We start from the raw sequence: 11,858 nt of genomic DNA on the forward strand, positions 1-11,858 counted from the left end.
GTCGATACCGGCACCCCCGCATCGACCACCCCGGCTGCCACCACCCCTGCCGGCGTGCCCGGCCCGGGTTCACCGGGTTCTCCGGCAGGCCCGCCCGGCCCGGGGACGCCGGACCCACCGGGCCCCGGCCCCCCCCGCCCCCCGGGGGGGCCCGCCCGCGGGGGGGGGGCGCTCCCCGCGGGGGCCGGGGCCTAACCCTACAAGGGCCTCGCTGGACTCGGCGCCGCCGTGGTTGCGTTGGTTTCGGGGTGTTGCGCCGCTCTGGGGGTCTCGCTGGGCTCGGTGCCGCTGTGGTTGTGTTGGTCGGGGTCGTTGCGTCTCTCCGAGTGGCTCGTGGGTTCGGTGCCGCCGCTGAACCGGGGGACGGAGGTGGGTCGGAATCAGGGGTGTCCCGCCGGTCTCGGGTGCCGTGGCGGGGGCGGAGTGCGGGGGCGTAGGTAGGCTGTCGTCCGGTGTTGGCCGGGTGCGGGAAGGGTTTGTGTGATGCTGCCGGATAGCGGCGCGGAAATGGTGGCCGGTGGCCGCGAATCGGATGTGGACCCGGACTTCGGGCACGGCCCGGAGGACGATTTCTACAGCGGCCCGGGGTTTTCCGAGCGGCACGCCGAACTCGCGGCCGGCTACGGGGGGTCGGGCGATCCCGACGATCCCGCGCAGGTGCAGGCCATGCAGATGGTGTTGCATATGCCCAAGACCGATCCGCCGGCGCGCAGCGATCTGCTCGCGGCGGCCGCCGGGGCGGCGGTGGCGTTGTGCCTGGACCCGCGGGTCGGGGTCGCGGGCGAATGGCAGCAGCCGTATCTGGCGTGGAAGCGGTCGCGCATCAGGAAGGTCGCGCGCCGGGCCCGGGGCGCGCAGTGGGCGGCCGCGAACGAAGTACCCGGGGTGACCGTCGAGAGCGGTGGTGCGCTGGTGCGTGCGCTCGTTCCGGGACCGGTGGGCGCGGTCGACCCGCGTATCCGGCGGCTCCAGATCGGCGGCACCGACCTGGAATCCGACGATCCCGGGCCCGTACCGCTGGATGTACCGGTGTTCTGGGTGAACGCGGCGCTCGGGATGACCGTCGGTAAAGCCGCGGCGCAGGTGGGGCATGCGAGCATGCTGTTCGCCGGCGCACTGCCGGTGGAACAGGCGCGCACCTGGGCGCGGCGCGGGTTCGCCTGCGCGGTCCGGGAAGCCGAGCCCGACGAATGGGAGATGCTGCGCACCGCGGTGGCGCGCAGTGCGGCGACCGCGGTCCGCGACGCCGGTTTCACCGAGGTCGCCCCCGGTTCCACGACGGTGATCGCCACGCGGCCCGCCCGACTCGATCATTGGTAGCGTGCCCGGTGCCGGAAGCGCGGACGTCTCGAGACAAGATGGAGGCCGTGGCGCACCCCGATCCAGATCTACTCATCGACTTCACCAACGTTTCCATCCGCCGCAACGGGCACACCCTCGTCGGTCCCGTCACCTGGCAGGTCGAACTCGACGAACGCTGGGTGATATTGGGGCCCAACGGTGCCGGGAAAACCTCGCTGCTCCAGGTCGCGGCCGCCGAAACCCATCCGTCCTACGGCACCGCCTACGTTCTGGGTGAACGCCTCGGCAAAACGAACGTCAGCGAACTGCGACCCCGGATCGGCCTGTCGTCGGCGGCGCTGGCCGCCCGGATCCCCGCCGACGAGCGGGTGGCCGATCTGGTGGTGTCCGCGGGGTATGCGGTACTCGGCCGGTGGCGCGAGAAATACGACGACGTCGACACCGACCGCGCGATCGACATGCTGGAAAGCCTGGGCGCGGAACACCTTCTGGACCGCACCTACGGCACACTGTCGGAGGGCGAGCGCAAACGTGTCCTGATCGCCCGCGCCCTCATGACCGACCCGGAACTGCTGCTGCTCGACGAACCGGCCGCCGGGGTGGACCTGGGGGGCCGCGAGGAACTGGTGGAAAGCCTCGGCGATCTCGCCGCCGACCCCGACGCTCCGGCGCTCGTGCTGGTCACGCACCACGTCGAGGAGATTCCGCCGGGCTTCACCCACTGCATGCTCCTCAGCGAAGGCGAAGTCGTCACCCAGGGCCTGATCGCCGACGTCCTCACCGCCGAGAACCTCAGCGAAGCATTCCGCCAATCCATCGCCCTGGACCGTATCGACGACCGCTACTTCGCCCGCCGCAAACGCCGGCTCGGCCGTCACCGATCCCGTTGAAGTCTACGTATCACAATTGTTCAATACGCGTTAAACTGGCTGCATGAGCACAATTGCGTTCCGAGCAACCGGTCAGGATCGGGCGTTGGTCGAACGGCTGGCGCGCGAAGGAGAAACAACCAGCGATGTGCTGCGCCGTGCTCTGTACGTCCTGGAGCAGGAGCAGTGGCAGCGCGAGATGCAAGAGGCCGCCGACCGGATCGAAGCGTCAGGGGAGAATCTCGGCGACGAGCCTGATGCGTGGTGATCCGCGGACTGATCTACAAGATTGATCTCGGTGAGGCCCGGCGTGGGCACGAGCAACGTGGGCGGCGCTACGGCGTGGTGTTGTCTCGAACCAACTGGTCGATGGTGACTGTAGTCCCCACTTCGACGGGCGCAGCTCCGTCGCCGTCACGGATAGAGATCGAGTTGATGGGGCAGCCGACGTGGCTGCTGGTGGATCAGATCCGCTCCATTGATTCCAGCTATCTGCTCGGCGATCCGGTCGGCTACCTGACCGCCGAAGAGATGGAAGCGCTCGACCACGTGATTCGCCGCTATCTTGGACTCGGTCGGCCGCCGCAGCCGTAGCGGGTCCTCGGCGTTAGTGTGCAGAGGTGAGTGAGACGACTGTGCCGGATTCCGGTGAGGTGCCCGAGGCCAAGGATGCGTCGACGGTGATGCTGGTACGTGACGGTGCCGCCGGCCTGGAGGTTTTCCTGCAGCGGCGGGCCGGGGCCATGGAGTTCGCGGCCGGGATGACCGCGTTCCCCGGTGGACGGGTGGATCCGGTGGACGCCGAGGTCGAGATCGACTGGGCGGGGCCGGCGCCGGCGTGGTGGGGGCAGCGGTACGGGGTGTCCGAGGCGCGGGCCAAGGCGCTGGTGTGCGCCGCGGTGCGGGAAACCTTCGAGGAATGCGGGGTGCTGCTGGCCGGGCCGACCGCCGATACCGTGGTCGCCGATACCGCCGGCTATCGGCGGCAGCGTGAGCGGATCGAAGGCCGGGACCTGACGCTGGCCGAGTTCCTGGCCGAAGAGAAACTGGTCCTGCGCGCGGATCTGCTGCGGCCGTGGTCGCGCTGGATCACGCCCACCGTGGAACGGCGTCGCTACGACACCAATTTCTTCGTCGCGGTCCTGCCCGAAGGCCAGCTCGCCGACGGGGCGACCTCGGAAACCGACCTGGTGCAATGGTCCACCCCGGCCGCCGCGCTGGCCACCTGGAAAACCGGGGAGCATGTGCTGCTGCCCCCGACCTGGTCGCAGCTCACCTCGCTGAGCGGCTACTCGACCACCGCGGAGATCCTGGCCGCCGAACCGGCCATCGAACCGATCCAGCCGGAATTCGGTGCCGTGGACGGTAAGAAACTGCTGATCTTCCCCGACAACATGCGTTATTTCGCCGATCTGCCCGATCCGTCCCGGCTGGTGGGGTCGAAGGGGATGCGCGATACCGACCCGTCGCTGCTCGGCGGTTCCGGGGCGGCGAGCGCCGACCCGGGCGCCCGGTAGCGTATCGGCCCATGGCCGAATTCGTATCCCTGTCCCGGCTCGAGCCCGACCACGCGGGCGGTGCCGGCCGCCGTGTGGCGGTGCTGCGGATCGCCCGGCCGCCGCTGAATCTGTTCGGAACCCAGCTGATCCGGGAGATCGCCGAAACCGCGGCGGCCTGTGGCAGCGACCCCGAGATCGCGGCGCTGGTGGTCTACGGCGATGAGCGGGTGTTCTGTGCCGGTGACGATCTGGCCGAACTCGCCGGCCTTCCGGCCGCGCAGGCCGCGGCGATGGCGGCCGATCTGCAGGACGCGCTCGGCTGCCTGGCGCGGATCCCGCAGCCGACGGTCGCGGCGATCAGTGGTTACGCCTTGGGCGCCGGGCTCGAGCTCGCGCTCGGCGCCGACCGGCGGATCATCGGTGACAATGTGAAACTCGGACTGCCGCAGATCGGGACCGGGCTCATCCCGCTCGCCGGAATCCGGCGGCTGTCGCTGCTCATCGGGCCGGGTGCCGCCAAGGATCTGGTGTACACGGGGCGTTTCGTCGAACCGGAGGAGGCGGCGCGGCTGGGCCTGGTGGATGAGGTGGTGGCACCCGACGACGTACTCGACTCCGCGATCGGCTGGGCCCGGCAGTTCGTCCTCGGCCCGGCCCGGGCGCTGGCCGCGGCCAAAGCCGTTTTCGAGGCGGGCCCGCACGGCCACGAACGTGCCCGCACCGAATGGGCGCAGCTGTTCACCACCGCCGATCAGCGCCTCGGCACCCGGTCCTATCTGCGGGACGGCCCGGGTTTCGCGGAGTTCACCGGCGCCTGAACGAGGCGCGCATCACCCCCGGAAAAGCAAAGGATAGGCTCTCCGACCATGACGGTACGCCCCGACGACCCCGCGCCCCATCCGCACGCGACCGCGGCGGAGGTCGAAGCAGCATTCGAGGACACCAAGCTCGCCCAGGTGCTCTATCACGACTGGGAAGCCGAGACCTACGACGACAAATGGTCGATCTCCTATGACGAACGCTGTATCGAGTACGCCCGCGGCCGGTTCGACGCCGCGGTGGGCGAGGTGGAGCTGCCGTACGAGCGGGCCCTGGAACTGGGCTGCGGTACCGGTTTCTTCCTGCTGAACCTCATGCAGTCCGGGGTCGCGAAGACCGGCTCGGTCACCGATCTGTCGCCGGGCATGGTGAAGGTCGCGCTCCGCAACGCCGAGAACCTCGGGCTCGATGTGGACGGCCGGGTGGCCGACGCCGAGACCATCCCCTACGACGACGACACCTTCGACCTGGTGGTCGGGCACGCCGTTCTGCACCACATCCCCGACGTGGAGCAGTCGCTGCGGGAATGCCTGCGCGTACTCAAGCCCGGCGGCCGGTTCGTCTTCGCCGGTGAACCCACCACCATCGGCAATTTCTACGCCCGCAACCTCGGCAACATCACCTGGAAGGCGACCACCGCCCTCACCAAACTCCCGTTCCTGCGGGATTGGCGCCGCCCCCAGGAGGAACTGGACGAATCGTCGCGCGCCGCCGCCCTGGAGGCCGTGGTCGACCTGCACACCTTCGATCCCACCCAGCTCGAGGATATGGCCCGCTCCGCCGGTGCCGTCCAGGTCGCCGCCCATACCGAGGAGTTCGCCGCCGCCCTGTGGGGCTGGCCGGTGCGTACCTTCGAGGCCGCCGTCCCGGACGAGAAGCTCACCTGGGGCTACCGGATGGCGATGTACCGGGCCTGGCTCGGGCTGAGCTGGGTGGACGAGAACGTGATGCGCCGCGTGGTGCCGCGCCAGTTCTTCTACAACGCCATGATCACCGGCGTGAAACCGGTCGCCGCCGCGAACTAGTGGGTTACGGCTTCAGCGCGGCCGATATCGCCTACCTGGCCTCGCCGCCGGGTGCGGCCGCGCTGGCCGAGGTCGCCGGACTGGAGTTGACGGCGGCCTCGCAGCTCGCCGATGTGGCGGCGGTGCGCCGCGCCCACGGCGACCGCGCGCCCGCCCTGATCGAAACGGTGCGCCTGCGCCGCCGGGCCGCCGTCAAACTGGCGGGCGCGCAGGAATGGCTGTTCACCGACGACGCGCTTCAGCAGGCCACGCCGACCCTGGTCGCCCGGCACCGCGCCCGCCGGTTGGCGGGCCGCGATGTCCACGACGTGACCTGCTCGATCGGCGCGGATCTGGCCGAGCTGGCCCGAATCTGCCCCCGCGTCGTCGGCAGTGATCTGGACCCGATCCGGCTCGCCATGGCCAAGCACAACCTGGCCCGGTCCTTGCCGTCGCCTGCCGATCCCACCGGAGGTCCGGTACCAGGAGCCGGCTCCGGACCCGCGGAGGCAGACAGCGCAGCGGCAGAACACAACAGAAGGGGGCCGGCCTCCTCGGTCCACCGCCGCCGCGGCGCCGGAGCTTCGGCCGCAGCCGAGAACCGAGTGCGGGGTGCCGCGCCGCCCGCCGGAGCGCTGGACACAGCCACGGACCGGTTACCCGGTTCCGGGCCGACCACCGGAGCTCAATCCGCGCGGGACGCATCTACGAATACGGTGCTGGTCCGGGCGGACGCTCTGGTGCCCTGTTCGACCGGCACGGTGATCGTCGCGGATCCGGCCCGGCGGGCGGGCGGTAAACGCACCCACGACCCGGCCGCGCTGCAACCACCGCTGCCCGATCTGCTCGCGGCCTACGCCGGTCGCGATCTGGCCGTGAAGTGCGCTCCGGGTTTGGATTTCGACCGGCTCGGCTGGGCGGGTGAGGTCGAGGTGGTGTCGTTGGACGGGGCGGTGCGCGAGGCCTGCCTGTGGTCGCCGGGGCTGAGTGAGCCGGGGGTCACCCGCCGGGCCACCGTGCTCACGGGCGCGGGCGGGGTCGGCACCCTCACCGATGCCGACCCGGACGAGATCCCGGAGCGGGCGCCGGGGGAGTGGATCATCGACCCCGATGGTGCGGTGGTACGCGCCGGGCTGGTCCGCCACTACGCGGCCCGCCACGGACTGTGGCAGCTGGACCCCCGGATCGCCTACCTCACCGGCGACACGGTTCCCGAGGGCGTACGCGGGTTCCGAATCCTCGACCGGCTCGAATTCCGCGAGAAAGCCCTGCGCACCGAGCTGCGGCGCCTCGACTGCGGCGCCTTGGAAATCCTGGTCCGCGGCGTGGACGTGGACCCCGACGTGCTGCGGCGCCGGTTGAAACCCACCGGCTCGCAGCCCTACACACTGGTAATCACCCGGATCGGCCGCACCGCCACAGCCTTCTTGTGCCGTCCGTCCCGATGACCACCACCCGGCTTGCCCGGTCGCGCCGATACCGACCCGCACCGATGTGGCCGTGTCCGCGGCCGGTCGGCACCGTGGGGCGGCCGAGGAGTTCCGGATGCGGCGCAGTCCGCGGCCCGTCGGCGCCGTGGGCTTCCGGAGAAGCTGCGGATGTGGCCGGATCTGCGGCTGGTCGGCGTTGTGGGGTGGTGGAGGGTTGCGGGTGTGGCCGGATCTGCGGCTGGTCATATCGGTGAGTACTGCATGAGCTTCCGGAGGTGACCGGAGCTGCAGCCGGTCGGGCGGCGTGGCCGGCGGAGGGCTCCGGATATGGCCGGGTCCGCAGTTGATCGGAGGCTCTGGGGCATCGCGGGAGTTCGGCCGTGAGCGCGGGCGTGGTCTCTGATACAAACGCTCCAGTCGTCCAGTCGTCCAGTCGTCCGGTCGTCCGGTCGACGGGTGCGCGGCCCGAGGCCGGGTCGGATCGACCGGAACGCACCGACGCCGTTGTCCACAAGTCCGCACCCACCGAGGAGCCCCTATGCCCAGTGAGTATTGGCACCGTCCCCCGACCCTGCGCGGCGCTCATGTGCTGGTGCGGCCCATGGAACCCGGCGATGCGGACGCGCTGGCCGCGGCCCACGACGATCCGGACACCCTGCGGTATTTTCCGTTCGGTATCGAATCCCGGCCACCGACACCGGAAACCGTGGCCCACGCCCTCTCCTCGGGCCGCCAGGTGCTGGTTCCGGTGGATCTGCGCGACGACAGGATCGTCGGCACCACCTCGCTCTACCACATGGACGAGCGGCACGGCCGGGTGACCATCGGTTTCACCTGGTATTCGCGCCGGGTTCGCGGCACCGTCTGCAATCCCGAAACGAAGCTGCTGCTGCTGGATCATGTATTCGGCACCCTGGGGGCGCAACGGGCGGAGTTCACCGTCGACGATCGCAATATCCGCTCGCGGGAAGCCGTCACCGCACTGGGCGCCACCCAGGAAGGGATTCTGCGGCAGCATGCCCGGCGGCGCGACGGTAGCCGGCGCGACACCGTCGTCTACTCGATCCTCGCCGGCGAATGGCCGGCGTCCAGGGCGCGGCTCACCGACCGGATCGCTCGCCGTGCCGCCGCCCCGGACGAGTCGGCAACCTAGCTCCTATCCGCTGCTGGTGACGGACAGCCCCACATACTCCGGGCGTTCCCCGGCATGGGCCTTCAAGATGAGAATCGGTTTATCGGTCGGTAGCCCGTCCTCGTCGAAGGACAGCATGCCGCTGGCCCCGCTCACCTGGGTGGCCCCGTGCAGCCCCTTCATCGCCTGGATCACCTGGCCCGGGGTCACCACGGTGCCGGCGAAATCGGCTGCCTGCCGGATCGCCCGGACGGCCGTCAGCACGGCATCGTGGTCCATCACGGCGGCGAAATCGTCCAACGCGTCGCCGGACAATTCGCGATAGCAGACCTCGCCCGTACATTCGTCCGTGAACCGGGCGACGGCGACCCTGTTGAACAGGTCCGGATGCCGTCGCCAGGCCTCCTCGTGCACCAGCCCGGTGTACAGCACCGATACCCCGGTGTCCAGGGCGATCCGGGCGGGACTGTCCGCGAGGTTGTAGTAGGCCATATCGTCGCCGGTGACCACCTGGATCGGTATTTCGGGGCAGTTGCGGCCGGCCAGTTCGGTCAGGAAGCCGAGCGCGTGTGCGGCCCGGCCCGCGAAATAGATGGTGTCGGGGTTGTTGCGGCAGATATTCGCCAGCATGCCGCGGAATGCGGTGGCAACATTGCCGACTTCGGAATCGTAGCTCTCCACCCTGCTGACGATCCGCTGCGGCTGCGCGGCGAAGCGGGCGCGGAAAGCCGCGTCGAGGGCGGTGCCGTAGTGATCGGCCGGGTTGTCGTCGCGGATGACCATGATTCGGTCGGCGCCGGTGGCCAGATACTCGGCGGCGGCGCGCGCGTGCCCGGCGGCGGTGGGCGAAACCCGGTAGAAACCCCGGACCACCGGCAGATCGTCGGCGGTGAGAGTGGAGCCGATCACCGGCAGCTGCAGTTCGGAAAGGCGTTCGACCGCCCGGACCGCGTTCCGGATACTGAAGGCGATACCGGTGACCGCGACGATACGGTCGTCCTCGCGGCGTTCCTGGATCTTGCCGACCGCCGTCTCCCATTCGGCGAAATCGCTGCCCGGGTTCGCCAGCAGCAGTTTGATCTTGGGTGTGGCGGCGGTCCGGTTCTCCGCGAGCTGGGCCAGATGCGCCCCCTCGAGCCGATGCCGGATACCCGCCATGGTGACGATGCTTTCCGCGCTCCGGCCGGCCGTCATCGGCGACATCGTCACCACGCTCACATAGGGTTCGCCCGAATTCTCCACCGCGCGGTTCTCGGCGAGAATGCGGCCCTCGATTTCGGCGAGTTCGGTGGCGAAAACGTAACTACCGTCGGTGACGCCGGCGCATTCGTCGTGCGGTCCGCTGTGCACGACTCCCGTGCCGCAACTGTCATCCGGCCGGACGAGCGTGGGCACCCAGAGCGCCGCGCCCACGACCAGCGCCGCCACCACGACGGCGGCCGGGACCCACCACCATTTCCGGTAGCTCGGCGGTGGTGGCTGGATCAGGGTGCTCATCGATATCTCTCCGCCCGTTCGTACAGCAGCAGTGCTCCGCGGCCGAGTCCGCGCGCCAGTTGCCGGAATTCGTTCTCGATGGTGCGGTTCAGGGTTCGCTGCGGGTCGCCGAGCGGATCGCTGGAAACCCACAGCGCCGCGATCAACCAGGCCAGTTCGTGTTCCGGCGCCAGGCCGTTGTCCCGCACGATCGCCTCCACCTGCGCGAACGGCGTACCGTCGGGATCCGGGCGGCGTGGTGCCGAGGTGATCAGGTCCAGATCGGATAGCCAGGCGGCGGCGGTACCGCGGCCGAATTCGGCGTGGCCGGGCAGGAACGGACGTTCCAGGTATTCGATCGCGGCACCGAGGCCGCCGAGCGCGAGATCGTGATAGACGGCCTCGATTTCCGCGCCGGGTTCGCCTTCCTCGACAGCGCGGCGGTAGACGTCGCGGCAGATCGTATGGGTGGCGTCCCAGTCGCGCGGATCGTCCGGTTCGCGGGCGGCGAGTTCGCAGAGCAGGATACGGCGCAACCAGGGGTCGAGCACCATTTCCGGTTCGGGCCCGGGGACGGTCCGGATCCACAGCCGGTTCCGCAGTTCCTGCAGCAGCGCCTCCCCGTCCGGCAGGGCGGAGTCCAAGACCTCCCGCTGGTAGAGCACGTCCACGGTGCGGCCCGCGGCGGCGGTGACCAGATCGCGCACACTCTCCGCGGCGAGGAAATCGCCGAGCAGCCGCTCCCGCGCCCGGTCGAGCACGGTGGCCGGCGGGTCGACCGGCTCCTGCAGGGGGTCGAGTTGCGTACCGACCGTGCTCGTGAGGACCGTCCGCGCGCGGGCGAGCGGGTCCCCGTCCCCGGCCTGGCCGAGGGCGGCGATGACATCGACGGTTCCGGCCGCGTTCCCGCCGGTGAGGGCACGGACGAAATCCGCCACCCGGGGAACCGAGCGCATCCGCCGGTCGGCGGCGAGGTCGCCGGTGGTCTGCACGCTCAACCGGCTGAGATCCACGAGATACCACGGGAACCAGGCGGCCGCCGGATCCTCGGCGGACGCCCAATCGGTGCGGATATCGGCCGGATCGCGTGGAGCGGGCCATTCGATGCCGCCGGTGCGGTGCTCGGGTTCGCGGCGTTCGGTGTCCTCGCTGAACCGGTGCATACCCGGCCGGTGCCAGCATTCGCTCCACGCGGGCAGCCACTGCGCGCTGGTGGCGACCACCACCAGTGGATCGGGTTCGGCCCCGTTGCGCCGCCGGGCTTCGCGCAGAGTCTGCAGGAACTGCCGGCCGGCGGGAGTGTGGGCGTTGTCCAGCAGCAGGACGGAGTTGAGTGTCCGCCGCGAGGCACGCACGCCGCTGTAGGCGTGGCGCAGATCGTGCAGGAACGCCATCCCGAAGATGGCATCGGCCTCGGCGCGGGACTCCTCGTCGCCGTGTGCCCATTTGGCGAGGTCGATGAGCATATCCTCGCGCCGGATCTCATCGCCGGTCAACCGCGGTCCCCGTTTGATCCGCCGGCTGATATTGAGCCGGTTCAGGCTCTGCAGCAGGGTTTCCACGGCCATCCCCACCCACGGCGACAACCCTTCGGGCACCTGCCCGGCGGCCTCGAGAATATCGGCGACGCCCTGACTGCGAGCCTCCATGGGCTGGGCACTGGAGACCACCTGGCGCAGGTTCTGCAGCGCGAGCCGGCGGTTGTCCTCGTGCATATGCAGGGTGCTGCCCACCGCCACCACACACAGCCACAGCTGCGGAAACGTGATCCGGCCGAATTGACGCCGGTGCCGGCCGAGTTCGAAGGCGAGTTCCCCGAACACCTCCCGCGGCGCGCGTTCTCCCTGCCCGAGATCGACCTGCGCCACCGGCAATTTCGCGCAGCGTTGCGCGAGGCATTGCAGCAGAGCGGTTTTCCCCGTTCCGGGCGGACCCACCGCCACCACCACCGGCAACATGCGGCTGCGGCCCCCCGGCCGCTGGACCAGCTGTTCGATCAGCGGCCCGGTGATCGGTTCCAGCCCATGCAATTTCGGGCCTTCCACAGATATCGCCCCTCCCGGTTCGGCAATCGATATCCGGTATATCGATGTCCGGCACGGCGAGCGGGCCCCGGGGGGGGGGGGGGGGGGGGGGGGGGGGGCGGGGGCGGGGGGGGAGTGGGTGGGGGCCCGGTTTTTTCCTGCCCCCATTGGGGGGGCCGGGGTGGGGGGGGGGGGGGGTTTTAAACCCCCACCCCTGGGGGCCCCCTAACCCGCGCCGCCGGAGGCGGCGCAATATATACAGAATCGCCCTCGTTCGCGGTCAGGAGTGAAGAATGTCTGCCC

General features: G+C 70.0%; 11 protein-coding genes. 9 read left to right on the plus strand and 2 right to left on the minus strand.

All coding sequences use genetic code 11. The annotated features are described in order from the left end of the window. Positions 1-483 precede the first annotated feature (483 nt). From QH276_RS14235 to QH276_RS14275, 9 genes are all read left to right on the plus strand, one after another. Positions 484-1,320 (plus strand): aminoacyl-tRNA hydrolase, encoded by an 837-nt coding sequence (locus QH276_RS14235; RefSeq protein ID WP_280400648.1) that lies wholly within the window; start codon positions 484-486, stop codon positions 1,318-1,320. 38 nt (positions 1,321-1,358) lie between these two features. Then, on the plus strand, positions 1,359-2,192 hold the full coding sequence (locus QH276_RS14240) for an ABC transporter ATP-binding protein (RefSeq protein ID WP_280400647.1): 834 nt from the start codon (positions 1,359-1,361) through the stop codon (positions 2,190-2,192). Between the two features lie 43 nt (positions 2,193-2,235). Beyond that, entirely contained in the window at positions 2,236-2,439 is a 204-nt protein-coding gene (locus QH276_RS14245; RefSeq protein WP_280400646.1) for a hypothetical protein, read from the plus strand. Continuing rightward, positions 2,433-2,765, plus strand: coding sequence for a type II toxin-antitoxin system PemK/MazF family toxin (locus QH276_RS14250; protein WP_280400645.1), 333 nt, complete (start codon positions 2,433-2,435; stop codon positions 2,763-2,765). The genes QH276_RS14245 and QH276_RS14250 overlap by 7 nt, the downstream gene beginning before the upstream one ends. Positions 2,766-2,854: 89 nt before the next feature. Further along, positions 2,855-3,688 carry an NUDIX hydrolase gene (locus QH276_RS14255; RefSeq protein ID WP_280400649.1) on the plus strand — a complete coding sequence of 278 codons (834 nt, stop codon included), beginning with the start codon at positions 2,855-2,857 and terminating at the stop codon, positions 3,686-3,688. An 11-nt stretch (positions 3,689-3,699) separates the two neighbouring features. Continuing rightward, positions 3,700-4,488 (plus strand): enoyl-CoA hydratase-related protein, encoded by a 789-nt coding sequence (locus QH276_RS14260; RefSeq protein ID WP_280400644.1) that lies wholly within the window; start codon positions 3,700-3,702, stop codon positions 4,486-4,488. 48 nt (positions 4,489-4,536) lie between these two features. After that, entirely contained in the window at positions 4,537-5,514 is a 978-nt protein-coding gene (locus QH276_RS14265) for a class I SAM-dependent methyltransferase (RefSeq protein WP_280400643.1), read from the plus strand. A 158-nt stretch (positions 5,515-5,672) separates the two neighbouring features. Next, the gene (locus tag QH276_RS14270; protein WP_432278791.1) at positions 5,673-6,941 is read left to right on the plus strand and encodes a THUMP-like domain-containing protein; all 1,269 of its coding nucleotides are present in this window, start codon (positions 5,673-5,675) and stop codon (positions 6,939-6,941) included. 520 nt (positions 6,942-7,461) lie between these two features. Further along, on the plus strand, positions 7,462-8,076 hold the full coding sequence (locus tag QH276_RS14275) for a GNAT family N-acetyltransferase (protein WP_280406762.1): 615 nt from the start codon (positions 7,462-7,464) through the stop codon (positions 8,074-8,076). A gap of 3 nt (positions 8,077-8,079) precedes the next feature. On the opposite strand, the gene QH276_RS14280 is transcribed toward QH276_RS14275, so the two are convergent. Both QH276_RS14280 and QH276_RS14285 read right to left on the minus strand, forming a co-directional pair. Then, positions 8,080-9,552, minus strand: a complete 1,473-nt coding sequence (locus QH276_RS14280; RefSeq protein ID WP_280400640.1) for an ABC transporter substrate-binding protein — start codon at positions 9,550-9,552, stop codon at positions 8,080-8,082. Then, positions 9,549-11,576: a hypothetical protein gene (locus tag QH276_RS14285; protein ID WP_280406763.1), complete on the minus strand. Its 2,028-nt coding sequence runs from the start codon at positions 11,574-11,576 to the stop codon at positions 9,549-9,551. Before QH276_RS14285 ends, QH276_RS14280 begins: the two co-directional genes overlap by 4 nt. Between the last annotated feature and the right edge of the window lie 282 nt (positions 11,577-11,858).

Origin of the sequence: Nocardia carnea (genome assembly GCF_029869215.1) — a bacterium.
In the GTDB taxonomy this organism is placed as follows: domain Bacteria; phylum Actinomycetota; class Actinomycetes; order Mycobacteriales; family Mycobacteriaceae; genus Nocardia; species Nocardia carnea_B.